General features: G+C 68.5%; 13 protein-coding genes. 6 read left to right on the forward strand and 7 right to left on the reverse strand.

Going from position 1 to position 16831, the window contains the following annotated elements; translation table 11 throughout:
* Positions 1–15: 15 nt before the first annotated feature.
* Genes EV647_RS02145 through EV647_RS02165 form a run of 5 tightly spaced genes read left to right on the forward strand, consistent with a single transcriptional unit; the run spans position 16 to position 5267 of the window.
* On the forward strand, positions 16–1314 hold the full coding sequence (locus tag EV647_RS02145) for an ABC transporter substrate-binding protein (protein WP_133997555.1): 1299 nt from the start codon (positions 16–18) through the stop codon (positions 1312–1314).
* A complete protein-coding gene (locus EV647_RS02150) occupies positions 1314–2237 on the forward strand; it encodes a carbohydrate ABC transporter permease (RefSeq protein ID WP_133997558.1) in 924 nt (307 codons plus the stop codon). Before EV647_RS02145 ends, EV647_RS02150 begins: the two co-directional genes overlap by 1 nt.
* Positions 2234–3052 carry a carbohydrate ABC transporter permease gene (locus EV647_RS02155; RefSeq protein ID WP_133997561.1) on the forward strand — a complete coding sequence of 273 codons (819 nt, stop codon included), beginning with the start codon at positions 2234–2236 and terminating at the stop codon, positions 3050–3052. The genes EV647_RS02150 and EV647_RS02155 overlap by 4 nt, the downstream gene beginning before the upstream one ends.
* Before the next feature lie 2 nt (positions 3053–3054).
* Positions 3055–3975: a carbohydrate kinase family protein gene (locus EV647_RS02160; RefSeq protein WP_133997564.1), complete on the forward strand. Its 921-nt coding sequence runs from the start codon at positions 3055–3057 to the stop codon at positions 3973–3975.
* Complete coding sequence (locus tag EV647_RS02165) at positions 3972–5267, forward strand: alpha-glucosidase/alpha-galactosidase (RefSeq protein ID WP_133997567.1); 1296 nt, start codon at positions 3972–3974, stop codon at positions 5265–5267. The genes EV647_RS02160 and EV647_RS02165 overlap by 4 nt, the downstream gene beginning before the upstream one ends.
* Here EV647_RS02165 and EV647_RS02170 read toward each other — a convergent pair.
* The 3 genes from EV647_RS02170 to EV647_RS02180 all read right to left on the reverse strand — a co-directional run bounded on the left by EV647_RS02170 (position 5231) and on the right by EV647_RS02180 (position 10685).
* Positions 5231–6157 carry a nitronate monooxygenase family protein gene (locus EV647_RS02170; RefSeq protein WP_238176974.1) on the reverse strand — a complete coding sequence of 309 codons (927 nt, stop codon included), beginning with the start codon at positions 6155–6157 and terminating at the stop codon, positions 5231–5233. The two genes, EV647_RS02165 and EV647_RS02170, sit on opposite strands and share 37 nt — an antisense overlap.
* A gap of 156 nt (positions 6158–6313) precedes the next feature.
* Positions 6314–9286: a preprotein translocase subunit SecA gene (gene secA, locus EV647_RS02175; RefSeq protein WP_133997573.1), complete on the reverse strand. Its 2973-nt coding sequence runs from the start codon at positions 9284–9286 to the stop codon at positions 6314–6316.
* Between the two features lie 187 nt (positions 9287–9473).
* Positions 9474–10685, reverse strand: a complete 1212-nt coding sequence (locus EV647_RS02180; RefSeq protein WP_238176975.1) for a winged helix-turn-helix domain-containing protein — start codon at positions 10683–10685, stop codon at positions 9474–9476.
* Positions 10686–10834: 149 nt separating this feature from the next.
* Here EV647_RS02180 and EV647_RS02185 point away from each other — a divergent pair, with 149 nt between their 5' ends.
* Complete coding sequence (locus EV647_RS02185; protein WP_133997579.1) at positions 10835–11650, forward strand: trypsin-like serine protease; 816 nt, start codon at positions 10835–10837, stop codon at positions 11648–11650.
* A 67-nt stretch (positions 11651–11717) separates the two neighbouring features.
* On the opposite strand, the gene hpf is transcribed toward EV647_RS02185, so the two are convergent.
* The 4 genes from hpf to mtrB form a co-directional block, all read right to left on the reverse strand.
* Positions 11718–12344, reverse strand: coding sequence for a ribosome hibernation-promoting factor, HPF/YfiA family (hpf, locus tag EV647_RS02190; protein ID WP_202870917.1), 627 nt, complete (start codon positions 12342–12344; stop codon positions 11718–11720).
* A gap of 216 nt (positions 12345–12560) precedes the next feature.
* Positions 12561–13265 (reverse strand): ComF family protein, encoded by a 705-nt coding sequence (locus tag EV647_RS02195; RefSeq protein WP_238175286.1) that lies wholly within the window; start codon positions 13263–13265, stop codon positions 12561–12563.
* A gap of 52 nt (positions 13266–13317) precedes the next feature.
* A complete protein-coding gene (locus tag EV647_RS02200; RefSeq protein ID WP_133997585.1) occupies positions 13318–15072 on the reverse strand; it encodes an LpqB family beta-propeller domain-containing protein in 1755 nt (584 codons plus the stop codon).
* A complete protein-coding gene (mtrB, locus tag EV647_RS02205) occupies positions 15069–16826 on the reverse strand; it encodes an MtrAB system histidine kinase MtrB (RefSeq protein ID WP_238175287.1) in 1758 nt (585 codons plus the stop codon). Before mtrB ends, EV647_RS02200 begins: the two co-directional genes overlap by 4 nt.
* Positions 16827–16831 lie beyond the last annotated feature (5 nt).

A 16831-nucleotide genomic window follows, 5' to 3' on the forward strand; every position in this document is an offset into this window, starting at 1 on the left:
TCTCCGGAGACCGCCATGTCTCAGCATGCTCGAAACCTGTCCCGTCGTGACATCCTCCGCGCGGCCGCCGCCGTCGCGGCCGTAGGCACCCTGGGCGCCTGCGGGAAGAACGACGACGAAGGGGCAGATCCGAACGGCGTCGTGACGCTGGATCTGTGGCACGGCCAGGTGGATACAGGCAAGGCCGCGATCGACTCCCTGATCACCGCGTTCAACCAGTCGCACCCGAAGATCAAGGTGGTCGGCGGCGGTGGCGGTGTGACCGCGGACAGCATGCTGCAGAAGGTCACCGCGGGTCTGGCGGCGGGGTCCTACCCAGACATCGCGTACATCTTCGGCTCGGACCTCGCCAGCCTGACCAAGTCTCCCAAGGTCGCCGATCTCACCGGCCAGCTGAAGATCGACGACTACTGGCCGGCGGCGAAGGACGCGGTCAGTGTGAAGGGCAAGGTCCGGGCCGCTCCGGCGCTGCTCGACTCGCTGTGCGTCGTCTACAACAAGAAGCTGTTCGCCGCCGCCGGTGTGGCCCCGCCGAAGGCCGGCTGGACCTGGGACGATTTCGTGGCCACGTCCAAGCAACTGACCAACCCGGCCAAGGGCATCTTCGGCACCGGCTGGCCGGGCGTCGGCGACGAGGACACGGTCTGGCGGATCTGGCCGATGATCTGGGACCTCGGCGGCGACGTGGTGAGCGGCGACGGTAAGAAGGCCGGGTTCGACTCGGTCGGCACGAAAGCCCTGGAAACGCTGGACCGGCTGCGCACCGACAAGTCGCTGTACGTCGACCCGAAGCCGGGCAGCGAGCAGCTGTACCAGGTGTTCCTCGGCGGCCGGATGGGAATGGTTGCCACCGGCCCCTGGCAGCTCCCTGAGCTGCAGGACAACGGCATCGAGTACGGCGTGGTGCCGCTGCCGTCGTACTCCGGGAAGCCGATGACGATCTCGGGGCCGGACACCTGGACGATCTTCGACAACGGCAAGGCCAAGGTGAAGGCGGCCACCGAGTTCGTCACCTGGCTGGCGGACCCGGCGCAGGACATCCAGTGGGACATCAAGGGCGGCAGCCTCCCGATCACCAAGGCGACGGCCGAGTTGCCGCAGTGGAAGAAGCACTCGACGCAGACCAACGGGCTCGAGGTGTTCGTGACGGCCCTCGACACCGCGAAGGTGCGACCGACGATCTCGACGTACCCGAAGATCTCGGAGCACATGGGTGCGGCGATCGCCGCCGTACTGCTCGGGAAGCAGAGTCCCGCGGACGCGTTGAAGCAGGCCGTCGACCAGTGCAACCAGGTGCTGGCGGTGCCGAACTGATGGCCAGCGTGGTCGGGACGTTCACCGTCGATCCACGCTCCCGGGCCGCCAAGCGGCGGGCTCGCGGTGAGGGTGCGACCGGGTGGGCCTTCGTCAGTCCGTCGGTCGTGATCATTCTCGGGCTGAGCGTCGTACCGGTGCTGTGGTCGTTGCTGTTGTCGTTCCAGGTGAACGATCTGGTGTCGCCGAGCGAGTGGGTCGGGCTGGCGAACTACAAGGCGTTGGTGAAAGACCCGGCGTTCGGTTCGGCGGTCTCGCACACGCTGATCTACACGGCGTTGTACGTGCCGTTGAGCGTGGTCGCCGGGTTGGGGATCGCGATCGCGCTGGACCGGAAGATCGCGCTGATCGGGCTGTACCGGACGTTGGTGTTCGTGCCTTTCGTGGTGTCGGCGGCGGCGCAGGGTGTGCTGTTCTCGTTCGTGCTCGATCCGGAGTTCGGTGTCGCGAACTCCTTGCTGCACAAGTTCGGTCTGCCGGCGCAGGGGTTCTTCAGCGATCCGGGTCAAGCGCTGTACCTGTTGGTCGCGATCTCTTTGTGGAGCGGCACCGGGTTCTGCGTGATCGTCTATCTCGCCGGTCTGCAAGGGGTTTCGGCCGAGCTGGTCGAGGCGGCGCGGATCGACGGCGCCGGCCGTTGGGGTGTGCTGCGGCACGTGACACTGCCCGCGCTGGCGCCGGTCACGATCTTCCTGCTGCTGTTCCAGACCATCAACGCGTTGCAGGTGTTCGACCTGGTGTTCGTCACCACGAAGGGCGGACCGCTCGGCTCGACGACGGTGATCGTGTACTTCATCTGGGAGAAGGCCTTCAAGACGTTCACGGCCGGCTACAGCGCGGCAGCGGCGTACACGCTGGCCGTCGCGTTGCTGGTGGTCGGCGCCGCCTTGCAGATCTACCGGCGGAGGGTGGCTGCTCGATGAAGAGATTGCCTTTCAGCGGTTGGCATCTGGTGCTCGCGCCGCTGGCATTGCTGTTCGCGCTGCCGTTGGTGTGGCTGCTCGTCAGCTCGGTGATGAGCAACGTGGAAATCAACCGTTTTCCGCCGGCGCTGTGGCCGCACGGGATCAAGCTCGACGGCTACCGGTACGTGCTCGGAAACGCATTGTTTCCGCGGTGGTTCCTGAATTCCTTCATCGTTTCCGCGGTGGCGGTGACGGCGAACCTGGTCCTCGGGTCGCTCGGCGGGTACGCGTTCGCGCGGATCCGGTTCGCCGGGTCGAAGCTCGTCCTCGGGCTGATGCTGGCGACGATGGTGATCCCGTTCCAGCTGACGATGATCCCGACGTTCCTGGTCATGAAGCAGCTCGGCCTGATCGACACCCTCGGCGCGCTGATCGTGCCGTCGCTGGTGACACCGCTTTCGGTGTTTCTGTTCCGGCAGTTCTTCGTCTCGCTGCCCCGCGAGCTCGAGGAGGCAGCCTGGATCGACGGCTGCGGGCGACTCCGGATCCTGGTGTCGATCGTGCTGCCGCTCGCGCGGCCGGCGTTGAGCACTGTCGCCGTACTGACCTTCCTCGCGACCTGGAACGACCTGACCTGGCCGTTGATCGCGATCAACAGCGACTCCACCTACACCCTCCAGCTGGGACTCACCACGTTCCAGGGACAGCACCACACCCAGTGGTCGGCTGTGATGGCCGGCAACGTCATCACCGTGCTGCCCGTCCTGCTGGGGTTCCTCCTGGCCCAGAAGGCATTCATCCGCTCTCTGGCCTCCACCGGACTCAAAGGCTGACTATGGACCTGCTTGTCATTGGCGACGCCAACCCTGATGTGGTGATCGGGCCGGTTGACCAACCGATCCTGTTCGGTCAGCGGGAGCGTCTGGTTCCGGCCGGGTCGCTGGTTCTCGGCGGCTCCGCGTCGATCATGGCGTGCGGCGCGGCCCGGCTCGGGCTCAGCGTCGCGTTCGCCGGTCGCGTCGGCGACGACCCCGCGGGCGACTTCGTCCGTACGTCGCTTGCCGACCGGGGCGTGAACGTCGACGCGCTGGTGGTCGACTCCTCGCTGCCGACGCCCCTCACCACGATCCTCACCTCGGGCGACGATCGCGCGATCCTCACGTCTCCGGGATGTCTGCCCAGTATCACCGCGGACGACGTCCCGCTGGACCTGGTGCGGTCGGTGCGGCACGTGCATGCGGCGTCGTTCTACCTGTTGCCGGAGTTGGCTGCTGGGCTGGCCGGGATCTTCAAGGAGGCGAAGGCTGCGAAGGCGACCACCTCGCTGGATCCGAACGACGATCCCGCCGGGCGCTGGGACCGGTCGATCCTCGACCCGATCCTGCGGGTCACCGACTACTTCCTGCCCAATGCCGCCGAGGTCCTGGCCCTGACCGGCCATCACCAGGTCGAGGACGCCGCCGGCATCCTCGCCCGCCGCGGCCCCCTCGTCGTGGTCAAGAACGGTGTCGACGGCGCCATTGCCCACAACGGGTCGAAAGTCGTCACCGCACCGGCACTCAAGGTGGACACGATCGACGCCGTCGGAGCAGGCGACAGCTTCGACGCCGGCTGGGTGGCCGCCGTACTCAACGGATCCCGCCCTGACCGCGCCCTGGCGATCGCCGCGGCCTGCGGTTCGCTCTCAACCCGCGCCGCAGGCGGCACCGCGGCGCAAGCCAACTGGAACGAGGCAGTGGAAAGCGTGACCTCATGACCAGGATTGCGTTCATCGGCGCGGGCAGCGTGGTGTTTACGCAGGGTCTGCTCGCCGACCTGTTCGCGCTCGAGCTCGGGCCGGTGGAGATCGCTCTGCACGACATCGACCCCGAGCGGCTCGAGACGGCTGCGGCCGCGGCGGCGTACATCGCCCGGGAGCGTGGCGTCGTACCGCGGATCAGCAAGCATCTCGAGCGCCGGGCAGCGTTGGACGGCGCAGACTTCGTCATCAACATCGTGCAGGTCGGGATGAACGCGGCGACCCACGTCGACTTCGAGATCCCCGCCCGGTACGGGATTCGGCAGACGATCGGCGACACGCTCGGCGTCGGCGGGGTGTTCCGGGCGCTGCGGACGTTCCCGGTACTGCGGGGGCTCGCGAAGGACATCGCCGACGTCTGCCCGGACGCCTGGCTGCTCAACTACACCAATCCGATGGTGATGAACGTCTGGTACCTCAAGGCGCTCGGGGTCCGGAACGTCGTCGGGCTCTGCCACTCGGTGTACTGGACGATGCAAGGGCTGTCCGAGCTGGTCGGCGTACCGTACGACGACGTCACCTACCTGGCCGCCGGGGTGAACCATCAGTCGTGGGTACTGCGGTTCGAGCGCGGAGCCGAGAACCTGTACGACCGGTTGGACGAGGCGATCGCGGCGGATCCGGAGCTGCTGCGCCGGGTCCGGGTGGACATGTACCGCCGGCTCGGGTTCTACCCGACCGAGACGAGCGAACACTCCTCGGAGTACGTGCCGTGGTACCTCGGGCACGCGCGCGAGATCGAGCGACTCCGGCTCCCGATCGGCGCGTACCTCGACATCGTCGCGGAGAACCTCGCGTCGTACGAGCAGACCCGCAACGCGTTGAAGGCGGGCGAGCAGGTCGAGGTCGACCCCACGATGGAGTACGCCCCGCAGATCATCCACAGCATCGTCACCGGAACGCCCCGGACGGTCTACGGGAACGTGCCGAACACCGGCCTGATCCCCAACCTTCAGTCCGGGGCAGTCGTCGAGGTCCCCTGTCTGGTGGACGCATCAGGTGTCCGGCCGACCGCGGTCGGAGCACTCCCGGCGCAGTGCGCGGCGCTCAACCGTTCGTACCTGAACGTGGCCGAACTCGCCGTACAGGCAGCGATCGAGGAGGATCCGCGGGCGATCCGCCAGGCCGTCATGGTCGACCCGGCGACCGCGGCCGCCCTACCCGTCGAGCAGATCTGGGAGCTGTGCAACGACCTGGTGCTTGCTCACCGCAACTACTTGGACCCGTCGTTGAGGGCGGCGCTCAGATAGTCGCGGTACGTCGCGAAACCGGCGAGGACCTCTGCCGCTGTGGGTTGACCGGTCAGTGCGCCGACGCCCTGGCCCGCGTAGATGGACGCGCGGGCCGGGTCGGCGGTCTTGGACCCTTCGACCCAGAGGGCGTGGGCCGAGTCCTCGGTCTTCAGTTCCTCCTCGCGTCCTTCCCAGGTGTCGAAGAAGGCGTTGCGAAGGGCGCGACCACCGAACTCGTCCGGCCAGCCGGCGCGTGAGGCGGCGTCGAACACTGTTCCGTAGACGGTGTCGGTTTCGTCTGCCTCGATGATGCGCTGCCGCGCCGGTTCCTTCGTCTGCGCCTCGACGCAGGTGAGGAACGCCGTACCGATCCAACCGCCGACTGCGCCGGCGGCCATCACGGCAGCCAGGCCGCGTGGGCCGGAGATGCCGCCACCCGCCAGCACGGGCAGGTCGGTCGTGTCGAGGATCGCCTGCAGCAGCGGGAGCGTGGCGACGGCGTTCCTGCCGTGTCCACCCGCTTCGGCGCCGCGGGCAACGATCACGTCCACGCCGGCGTCCACGGCCTCCCGCGCATCCGCGACCGTGCCGGCCTGCGTCGCTACGACGATCCCAGCCTCCTGCAGCGGAGCGACGTACGGCGTGTAATCCCCGAAGCTCAGCGAGACCAGCGCGGGCCGCAGCTCCAGCACCGCTTCCAGGTGCTCAGGATGATCCTTCAGCGACCACGCCATCAACCCGATCCCGTACGGCGTACCAGCTGCCGCCGCGATCGCTCCCTCGGTCCGGATCCAGTCAGCCGTGACGGCCGAGCCCGCCCCGAGCATCCCCAACCCGCCCGCGGCGGAGATCGCCGCGGTCAACTCCCCGCCGCTGACATAAGCCATCGGCGCCCCGACCACCGGCACCCGAACCCCAAACCTCTCCCGCAGCCACATACCCCAAGCGGACCACACCCCCACCTCACCCCGCCATGGCCCGCACCACACCCGCCCCCCAGTACCGGTTCAAACGCACCAACGGCCGGCCCCTGCAGAGGGGGACCGGCCGTTGGCGAGTGGTGATTAGAACTTGTAGACGTCCGACTGCGGGTCGCCGTGGCAGCGCTTGTACTTCTTGCCGGAGCCGCAGGGGCAGGCGGCGTTGCGCGGTGTGCCGGCGTACTCCAGGGTGCCTTCCTCGACGGCGTCCTGGTGCATCGCGACCTCGTCGTCACCGTCGATCGTCGGCGCCGAGTACGTGAGCCGCTGCGGACGCGGCTCGTTGGTGAGGCCCTTGGCCCGCAGGCGCGGCGTGTCCCGCGGCCGCGGGGTGTCCTGCGGTCGCTCCTCGTCGTCCGCCCCGGCGAGCTCGGCAGCCGCCGGGCCGGAGCTGAGGATGTCCTGGATCCGGCGGCCCTGGAGGTTGTCCTCGTCCGCGAGCGCAGCCTCGCTCGCCAGCTCCATCTCGGCGCGCATCGCCTCGACGTCCACCTCGACGTTGAAGATGAAGCCGACCGACTCCTCCTTGATCGACTCCATCATCGAGGCGAACATGTCGTAGCCCTCGCGCTGGTACTCGACCAGAGGATCGCGCTGTGCCATCGCCCGCAGGCCGATGCCCTCACGCAGGTAGTCCATCTCGTACAGGTGCTCGCGCCACTTGCGGTCCAGCACGCTCAGTACGACGCGGCGCTCCAGCTCGCGCATCGCCTCCTCGCCGAGCAGTTCCTCACGACGGTCGTACGCCGCGGTCGCGTCCTCGAGGAAGCGCTCGATCAGGAAGTCCTGGGTCAGGCCCGCCTTCTCGCCGCCGGCCTCCTCGATCAGCTGCTCCTCGGTGAGCTCGGTCTGGTACAGCGTCTTCATCGCGGTGAACAGCGCGTCCAGGTCCCAGTCCTCGGCGAACCCGTCCGCGGTCGCGCCCTGCACGTATCCGGTGACGGTCTCCTCGAGCATGTCCTGCACCTGGTCGCGCAGGTCGGCGCCCTCGAGCACGCGGCGGCGCTCGTCGTACACGACGTGTCGCTGACGGTTCATCACGTCGTCGTACTTGAGGATGTTCTTCCGGGTCTCGAAGTTCTGCGCCTCGACCTGACCCTGCGCCGACGCGATCGCCTTCGTGACGACCTTGTTCTCCAGCGGCTGGCTGTCGTCGTTGTTCCGCGACATCGCCCAGTCGACCATCTCGCGCTTGAACAGCCGCATCAGGTCGTCCTCGAGCGACAGGTAGAACCGCGACTTGCCCGGGTCGCCCTGCCGGCCGGCGCGACCGCGCAGCTGGTTGTCGATCCGGCGGGACTCGTGCCGCTCGGTGCCGAGGACGTAGAGGCCGCCGAGCTCGCGGACCTCCTCCTGCTCCTCCTTCACCTGCTTCTCGAACCGCTCGAGCATCGCCGGGTACTCGGCCTCGTACTGCTCGATGTCCTCGGCCGGGTCGATGCCGCGCGCGCGCAGCTCCTTGTCGGCCAGGAACTCCGGGTTGCCGCCGAGGATGATGTCGGTACCACGACCGGCCATGTTGGTGGCCACCGTGACCGCGCCCTTGCGGCCGGCCTCGGCGACGATCGCCGCCTCCCGCGCGTGCTGCTTCGCGTTCAGCACCTCGTGCTTGATGTTCTCCTTGAGCAGCATCCGGGACAGCCGCTCGGACTTCTCCACCGAGGTCGTGCCGACCAGGATCGGCTGGCCGGTCGCGTGCACCTCGACGATGTCCTTGACCACCGCGTCGAACTTGGCGTCCTCGGTGCGGTAGATCAGGTCCCGCTCCTCGACCCGGATCATCGGCTTGTTGGTCGGGATCGGCACCACGCCGAGCTTGTAGACCTTGGAGAACTCGTTCGCCTCGGTCATCGCCGTACCGGTCATGCCGGCCAGCTTGGTGTAGAGGCGGAAGTAGTTCTGCAGCGTGATCGTCGCGAGGGTCTGGTACTCCTCCTTGATCTCGACGCCTTCCTTGGCCTCGATCGCCTGGTGCAGGCCCTCGTTGTAGCGGCGGCCGTGCAGCGTCCGGCCGGTGTGCTCGTCGACGATCAGGACCTCGCCGTCGTCGACCACCACGTAGTCCTTGTCCCGGTGGAACAGGTCCTTGGCCTTCAGCGCGTTGTTCAGGTAGCTGATCAGCGGGGTGTTGGCCGACTCGTACAGGTTGTCGATGCCGAGCCGGTCCTCGACCTTCTCGATCCCGCGCTCGAGGATCGCGACCGTGCGCTTCTTCTCGTCCACGTCGTAGTCGGCGACCCTGCGCTTGGTCTCGTCGATCTCGAGGTCGGTGATCCGCGGGTTCTTCCGCTTCAGCTCCGCCTCGTCGGCCAGCGTCCAGGCCTTCAGCGAGTTCGCGATCCGGGCCATCTCGACGTACCAGCGCTGGCTGTCCTCGGCCGGGCCGGAGATGATCAGCGGGGTCCGGGCCTCGTCGACCAGGATCGAGTCCACCTCGTCCACGATCGCGTAGTTGCGCTCGCGCTGGACGCAGTCCTCGATACTGCCCGCCATGTTGTCGCGCAGGTAGTCGAAGCCGAACTCGTTGTTGGTGCCGTAGGTGATGTCCTTGGCGTAGGCGATCCGGCGCTCGGCCGGGGTCATCTCCGGCAGGATCACGCCGTAGTCGAGGCCGAGGAAGTGGTACACCCGGCCCATCCACTCGGCCTGGTACTTGGCCAGGTAGTCGTTCACCGTGACCACGTGCACGCCCTTGCCGGACAGCGCGTTCAGGTACGTCGGGAGCGTGCCGACCAGGGTCTTGCCCTCACCGGTCTTCATCTCCGCGATGTTGCCCAGGTGCAGCGCGGCCCCACCCATGATCTGGACGTCGTAGTGCCGCTGGTGCAGCGTCCGCTTGGCGGCCTCCCGGACCACCGCGAAGGCCTCCGGGAGCAGCGCGTCCAGGGATTCCCCGTTCTCGTGACGCTCCTTGAACTCCGCGGTCTGCGCGCGCAGCTCCTCGTCGGTCATGTTGACGAAGTCGTCCTCGATGGAGTTGACCATCTTCGCGATGCCCTGCAACTGGCGGAGGATCTTGCCCTCGCCGATCCGCAGAACCTTGTCGACAACCTTCATGGTGGGGAGTTCACTCCTTGCTGCTGAAGCCTGGGTTGCGGCCGAACGCCGACAGGGCACGGCCGACCCACCGGGAAGGCGTGCGTCCCCCATCGTACGGGGCCGGGTGTGCCAAGCCACGCCGGCAGCGTGCCTCAAGCCCTACCTCACCCACGTCCGGGCGGGCCCGAAAGTTCCCAGGCGGTCCTCAGGAACCGCGCAGAGCGTCACTGAGCGCTGGCGACAGGTCACCGCCGCCGGCCACCCGGACCTGGTCCAGCCCGAGCCATCCGGCCAGCTGGACGAGCTCCGCGGCCAGTTCCTCGGCGGTCTCCACGGGCGCCTTCGGCTCCGCGTGCGCCGCCTGGACGAGCAGCACACCGCCGGGGCGGTCGGCCTTGAGATCGACCCGGGCGACCAGCCGGTCCCCGAGCAGGAAGGGCAGCACGTAGTAGCCGTGGATGCGTTTCTCCGCCGGGACGTAGATCTCGATCCGGTACCGGAAGTCGAAGAGGACCTCGGTCCGGGTGCGCTCGAACACCAGCGAGTCGAACGGGCTGACCAGAGCCCGCGTGTTCACCCGGCGCGGCAGCCGCGCGTCGCGATGCAGGTACGCCGGGCGTTTCCAGCCGTCGATCCGGACCGGGAGCAGCTCGCCGTCCTCGACCAGCTCGGAGATCGCCTGCTGCGTCGGCGCGGGCGCGGTCCGGAAGTAGTCCCGCAGGCACTGCGCGGTAGCCACCCCGTGGGCCCGGGCCGCGATCGACACCAGCCCGCGGTGCGCCTCGTCGAGCGTCGGGGTCGGCGTCTCGACGACCGCGCTGGGCAGCACCCTTTCCGGTACGTCGTACAGCCGCTCGAACTGCTGGTTGCGGCGGGCGACCGTGATCTCGCCCGCGAAGAACAGGAACTCGAGGGCGCGCTTGACGTCGGACCAGTTCCAGCCCCAGTTGTCCCTGGCCCGCTCGACGTCGTCGTCGATCTCGCGGGCGGTCAGCGGACCGTGGTTGCGGACGTCGGAGAGCACCTGCTTGAGCAGGTCCGGCCGCTCCTTCGCGATCGACCGCGGCCCGCCCCACGCCTCGGTCGTTGCCCGGGCCATCCGCCAGCGCATCAACGGGTGCGTCTCGACCGGGATCAGCGACGCCTCGTGAGCCCAGTACTCCACCAGACGGCGCGGGGCCTTCCCGGACGCCCGGTCCAGCAGCTCACGCGGGTACGGACCGAGGCGGGAGTAGAGCGGCAGGTACTGCGTTCTGCTCAGCACGTTGACCGAATCGATCTGGATCAGCCCGATGCGACCCAGCACCCGGGTCAGGGCCCGCATGTCGGGGACGCCCTTGGGCCGCGGGTCCGTGAAGCCCTGCGCCGCAAGCGCCACCCGCCGCGCCTGAGCCGTCGACAGCACCTCTGTAGTCACGCCTCGAATTCTGCCTGGCCCCACCGACAAGAACCGTGGGTCATAACTCGGGAGTTACCGAAAGTGGGAGGTGCGCTACGGATGGTGTTCGGGAGAGCCTGCGAGGGAGGCCGTCCGCCCGTGCGGCCCCTACCACCCTGGAGTGAGGCATGACAGGAAACAAGCATGTGGTCCGCGCTGCCCTCGCGGCCGGCGTACTGACCGCGGCGTCCCTCGGTGCGGTGGCCGTAGCAGGCTCCGCATCGGCCGCGCAGTCGCCCGACGGACCCAAGACCCGGATCGTCGGCGGAACCATCGCCCACACCGCCGACACCCCCTGGGCCATCCAGCTCTCGAACAGCGGCTCTCCCGACCCGACCCTCGAGTGGTGCGGCTCGACCCTGGTGGCGGCGAACAAGATCGTCACCGCGGCCCACTGCGCCCAGGAGGCCGCGTCCACCTACACCGCCATCCAAGGTCGCGACGACCTGGCCGACAAGTCCACCGGCAAGGAATCGAAGATCACCAGCATCTGGGTGGACCCGGAGTACGGCAAGTCGCCGGCGCACGACGTCGCCGTGATGACGCTGGCGACGCCGTTCGAGGGTGTCGACACGCTGGCGCTCGAGACCGACAAGGCGGCCGACGCGGCCGGAGCGGCCTCGATCGTCTACGGCTGGGGCGAGACCGAGGGCACCGGCCCGGCGGACACCTTCCAGAAGGTCGACGTACCGGTGCTCGGCGACGCGTACTGCGGGAAGGCGTACGCGAGCGAGGGCTACACCGCCGACGGCGAGATCTGCGCCGGCTACGAGGAAGGCGGCAAGGACTCCTGCCAGGGCGACTCCGGTGGCCCGCTGGTCCTGAACGGCCGCCTGTTCGGCGTCGTGTCGTGGGGCGTCGGCTGCGCGGACGCCGGCAAGCCGGGCGTGTACGCCGAGGTCGCGACGTACGCCGCCGAACTGCAGCAGCAGATCGACAGCTGACGTACCGCGGGACAGCGAAGGGGCCGGGCGAGTTGCCCGGCCCCTTCGTCGTGCACCTCCTGAGGTCTCAGACGGCCAGCCGGATCACGCCGTAGTCGTAGCCGCGACGGCGGTACACGACGCTGGGCTGGTTCTCGTCGGCATCGACGAACAGGTAGAAGTCGTGCCCGACCAGTTCGAGCTCGTAGAGCGCCTGGTCCAGGGTCATCGGCTTGGCGGTGTGGGTCTTCTCGCGCATCACCAGCGGTCCGTCGCCGGTGACCAGGAGAGATCCGTACTTGTGCGTCGCCACCTCGTCCTCGGCGACTGGTTCCTCCACTACAGGTGCGGTGCCGTTCACCGGCTGCTTCGCGTTCACGTGCCGCAAGCCTTCCGGCGCACGCTCACCACGGTGCACCCGACGCCGGTCGGCCGCCTTGCGGACCTGGGACCGGAGCCGGTCCAGGCAGACGTCGAACGCCGCCTGCTTGGTCTCCCCGCACGCCTCTGCGCGGACCACCGGACCCTTGGTGTACATGGTGAGCTCGACACGCATCGCCCGATCGTGCTGTCGCGGGTTCTTTTCCTGGCTGACTTCCACTTCGCACCGCAGTACCCGGTGATCGACCTTCTCGATCCGTTCGAGTTTTTCCTCGACGTACTGCCGGAAGCGGTCACTGACCTCGCAGTGATGACCCTTGACAACGACGTCCACGGAAACCTCCATCGATCGGCGACTTCTTTTACGTGTTCGGACCCCCGTGCTCGTGGTGACGGTGCCCGAAACGAGAACACCCGCTGTCGAACCCGTCGGACCCGGTGGCGAGGAATCCGGCTGATCCGGTCCTCCACCACTCCACTGCCCGACAAGCCCTAGCGGGTGTCATAAGCCAACGCTAGTCGGCTTCGGCGAAAACCGGTAGGGAAGTTCTCATGAACCAGACGTCCGGTGCCGGGCGGTCGCCGCGAGCAGCGCACAGCCGACGACCTGGATTCCCCCGGATTCCAAGGCGCGGCAGGCCTCGGTGAGCGTGGATCCGGTGGTGATCACGTCGTCGACCAGCAGGACCGGTTGATCGATCAGCGTTTCAGCCCAGCGCGAACGCAGCCCGAAGGCCCCGTCCAGGTTCGCGGTACGGCGTTCCGCGGACAGTCCGGCCTGGTCGTCGGGGCGTCCCACGACCCGCAGCGCGGCGGCCGGCCGGGCGTCGATTCCCTGTCTGCGCAGGGATCTGACGGCAGCCTTCGTAATCCGCCCGAGCGGATCGTGCCCGCGCTTGCGGACCGTTGCCCGCGGCGACGGCACCGGACAGATCCACGCCGCCCGCCGCTGGTCGAGGGCCGCCCGTACGACGGTCGCCAGCAGCTCGCCGAGTGGCCTGGCAAGGGCGTACCGCGCGTGCTCCTTGTGCGCGAGGATCAGGTTACGGAGCTCCCCGGCGTACGGCGCGGCGGCGGTCGGGGGCGCGAGACCGGGCGGACTCGGGTCGGGCCATGCACGGAACGGAGTCAGTTCGGTCAGTAGCCGACGGCAACCACCACAGAGAGTGACGCCAGGCTGCGTGCACCCCGCGCACCGCCCGCCCAGCACCAGGTCCACGAACCCGTCCCACCCGCGCACCACCTCACGGTCCACGACGCGCTCCGGCCCCCGCAACCGCGGGAGCCGGAGCCTGTGGACAAACGGGTCAGCCGGGGTAGGTGGGCTTGATGGTGGCCTCGCTGTCGTCGTCGTTCATGGACACCCACCCGAGGTCCTTGCTGAGCCAGTGGATGTGGCCGGCGTCGTCCTGGATCACCGGCAGCGTGTCCTTGTGCGTGTTCGACGCGACGTGTTCGGGGACGAAGCCCGGTGCCGAGCCGGGCAGCAGTTGCAGGCTGGACCCGTCGGTGCTGACCAGCCAGGGCTGTGGCGCGGCCTTGTCGGTCCCGATCACGATGATGCCCTGCTTGTCCCAGGCCGCGTCGGTGATGTTGGTCAGCTGCAGCCGCAGCGGCTGGAACTCCCCCAGCATCATCTGCTTGCCGCCGTTCGTTGTCTGGACGGTCGCCGTCTCGACATAGTTCTGCTTGGCAGCTGCACTGTGCATCACCAGGAGCGCCCGGACTCCGTCCGGCGCCATCCGCAGGGCTACCGGAGTGTCGCCCGCGAAGTCGATCGCGACCGGGCTGAGGCGCCCGTCGTCGTGGCGGACGCGCAGCCGCGGGTGGTCGCTGTCGGCCCTGTCCAGGATCCACAGATTGTCCTGGCCGTCGAAGCTCGGCGACAAGGTTTTCCCATCGACCGGGATCTCGGACGGCTTGCCGGGGTTGTCGGGCGGGTCCAGCTTCCCGTAGACGACACGGCGACCGTCGGCGGTGACGATCGCCCCGGCGTCACCGGCCAGCGTGACCGCGAACGACTGTGCCTTGTGGAGCGCCAACGGGCCCGAGTTCAGCGGCTGGGCGGAGATCTCCGACGCCCCGTCCAGTCCGACGATCCGCTGCGGCTTCTGCCCGAGCAGACCGTACAGCTTGGTCATTGCATCGGCTGTTGCCTGCGGGTCGTACGCGCTGAAGTTGCCGAACGGCAGGACCTCCGGCTCGTCCGGAAGCAGCGGTGCACCGCCGACGGTGATCTTGGCCCGGAGGTTGAGCTGGTTCAGCGTCCAGACGATCTGCGCCGCCAGCAGCCTCCGGTCCTGGTCCCTGAGCGAACCGGCGATGTCGTTCAGTGCCACGGTGGCCACGCCGAGGTCCACGGGGACCGACACCTGGACCTCGGTGCCGGGTGGCGCGATGGAGACCACGCCGTTGCCCAGCCGGCTCGTCGGGCCCTTCAGCAGCTCCTGGATGAGCTGCGTTGCGGCCTGGCCGGACGGGAGGTTCTGCGGCAGCCAGACCTGGTCGGGCACCAGCAGGTTCCTGGACTGGTTGAAGAAGTACAGGTCCCGGGGAGCGAGTTTCAGGTCGACCTGGTTGCTGCCCAGGAACGCGCCGGGAGGCGCTTTGGCGACGCGGAGCTGCCCGTCGACCTTCTTCAGCTTGAAGAAGAAGTCGGCCTTCTCGTTCGGGCCTGCCGGGGTCCACTCGCCGCGCGCGCCGATGGTGGCGATCTTCTGGGCGGTCAGCTGGATCCCGTCGCCCTTCCGGATCAATGACTCGGGAGTCTGGTCGTACACCACCGTCTGCGACTCCGGCTTCCATGCCCCCGCGGCCTCCGGAGTCATGTACTGCCGCGCCACGTCGTAGGCCTGGGAGTCCGACATGGCTTCCAGGAAGCCGCTGACGATCTGCATGTCACCGATGTTCGCCCGCGGTGGCTTGGCCTCGACGCCGACGCCGCCCAGGTCGGGCGCGAGGCCCTGCCGCTCGCCGTTGCGGATGGTGCCCTTGGTCGGCACGGTCGCGCAGCCGCCGAGCAGCGCCACGGCCAGCACGAACCCGACCAGTCTGCGTCTCACCGCTCCTCACCGCCGCTCAGCTTCTGGTAGGGCGCGCCGACATCGACGAGCTCCGTGACGACCCGGGTCGCGTCGGGCGGGCGCGGCGGCAGCGGCGAGCCGGTGAGCGCCACGTCCGGACGGCGCGGCAGCGTCAGCCGGAAGTACGCGCCGTCGCCCGGCGAGCCCCACGCGTCCAGGCGGCCGCCGTGCAGCCGGGCGTCCTCGAGCGCGATCGACAGGCCGAGGCCGGTGCCACCCGTGGTCCGGGCCCGGGCCGGGTCGGCCCGCCAGAACCGGCTGAACACCATCTCCGCCTCCTCGGGCCGGAACCCGACCCCGTGGTCGCGGACGGCCACCGCGGCGGCATCGTCGTCGTACGCCGTGCTGATCCGGATCGGCAGGCCCTCGCTGTGCTCGATCGCGTTGCCGATCAGGTTGCGCAGGATCCGCTCGATCCGGCGGGAGTCGACCTTCGCCCTGCACGGCCGCGGCATGTCCAGCTCGACCGGGCAGCCCTTGCGCTCCAGCAGGGTCTCGTGGTTCTCCAGGACCCGGTTGACGATGTCGCGCAGGTCGACGTCCTCCAGGTCCAGGGCGGCCGCTCCGGCGTCGAACCGGCTGATCTCCAGCAGGTCGGCGAGCAGTTCCTCGAACCGGTTGAGCTCGTTCTGCAGCAGCTCAACCGAGCGCCGGCTGATCGGGTCGAACTGGTCACGGGTCTCGTGCAGCAGGTCGGCGGCCATCCGGACCGTGGTCAGGGGCGTGCGCAGCTCGTGGGAGACGTCCGACACGAAGCGGCGCTGCAGCCGTGACAGCTCCTCCAGCCGGCGGATCTGCCGCTGCAGGTTGGAGGCCATCTTGTTGAACGACACGGCCAGGCGCGCCAGGTCATCGGTGCCGCGGACCTGCATCCGCTCCTCGAGCTTGCCGGCCGCCAGCCGCTCAGCGATCCGCCGTGCCATCCGCACCGGAGTCACGACCTGCCGGGTGACCAGCCAGGCCACAGCGCCGAGCAGGACGATCAGCAACAGACCTGCGGTGAACAGAGCCCGCTGTACGACGTCCAGCGTCTCCTGCTGCGCAGTGAGCGGGAACAGGAAGTAGATCGCGTACTTGTCGCCGGTGGAGTCGATCCGGATCTGCGAACCGATGACGAGCCCCGGGACGCTGGGGCTCTCCCGGTAGTTGATCAGTGTGTACGTGTCCCACAACTTGGAGCCGTCACTCACCACAGAGGAGGCCAGCGGCTGCGGGATCGAGTTGCTGTCGACCAGTCCCGTGTAGCGGATCGCGTTGGACGCCGCTTGGTCGGTCGGCACCAGCAGGACGTCGTACAGGCCCGGGCGGTTGGAGCCGAGGACCAGCTTGGACAGCTCCTGGTTGACGGTGTTGCGGTTGGCGGCGTCGATCGTCACGGACAGCTGCTGGAGCTGCGCGCGGACCTCGGCCTGCGCGCTCTGCCGCCGGGACTCCAGGACACCGTCGGTGACCTGGCTCATCATCACCCAGCCGACCAGGATCAGGACCAGCGTCGACATCAACAGGGTGCCGGTGACGATCCGGGCCTGGATGGACCGCCGCCAGATGTCCGGCCAGTGCTTGGGGTGGGTCCGCCACAGCGGCTGCGGCTGGGCAGACCAGTCCACCGCGGCGACGGTCAGTTCCAGTTCCGTCCCGCGGGACTCGGGCGCCTCCTGCTCGGGCGGTGCCGTCGGCTGCGCGCCCTGGTGGTCGGCGATCTGTCCGGTGTGTACCTCGGTGCCGGGGTCCACACCGG

The sequence above is a fragment of the Kribbella sp. VKM Ac-2566 genome, from assembly GCF_004366005.1.
In the GTDB taxonomy this organism is placed as follows: domain Bacteria; phylum Actinomycetota; class Actinomycetes; order Propionibacteriales; family Kribbellaceae; genus Kribbella; species Kribbella pratensis.

Excerpts from the sequence above, each read along its gene's own strand:
- EV647_RS02145 (WP_133997555.1), top strand. The coding sequence starts at position 16 with ATGTCTCAGCATGCTCGAAACCTGTCCCGTCGTGACATCCTCCGCGCG.
- EV647_RS02150 (WP_133997558.1), top strand. The coding sequence starts at position 1,314 with ATGGCCAGCGTGGTCGGGACGTTCACCGTCGATCCACGCTCCCGGGCC.
- EV647_RS02155 (WP_133997561.1), top strand. The coding sequence starts at position 2,234 with ATGAAGAGATTGCCTTTCAGCGGTTGGCATCTGGTGCTCGCGCCGCTG.
- EV647_RS02160 (WP_133997564.1), top strand. The coding sequence starts at position 3,055 with ATGGACCTGCTTGTCATTGGCGACGCCAACCCTGATGTGGTGATCGGG.
- EV647_RS02165 (WP_133997567.1), top strand. The coding sequence starts at position 3,972 with ATGACCAGGATTGCGTTCATCGGCGCGGGCAGCGTGGTGTTTACGCAG.
- secA (WP_133997573.1), bottom strand. The coding sequence starts at position 9,286 with ATGAAGGTTGTCGACAAGGTTCTGCGGATCGGCGAGGGCAAGATCCTC.
- EV647_RS02185 (WP_133997579.1), top strand. The coding sequence starts at position 10,835 with ATGACAGGAAACAAGCATGTGGTCCGCGCTGCCCTCGCGGCCGGCGTA.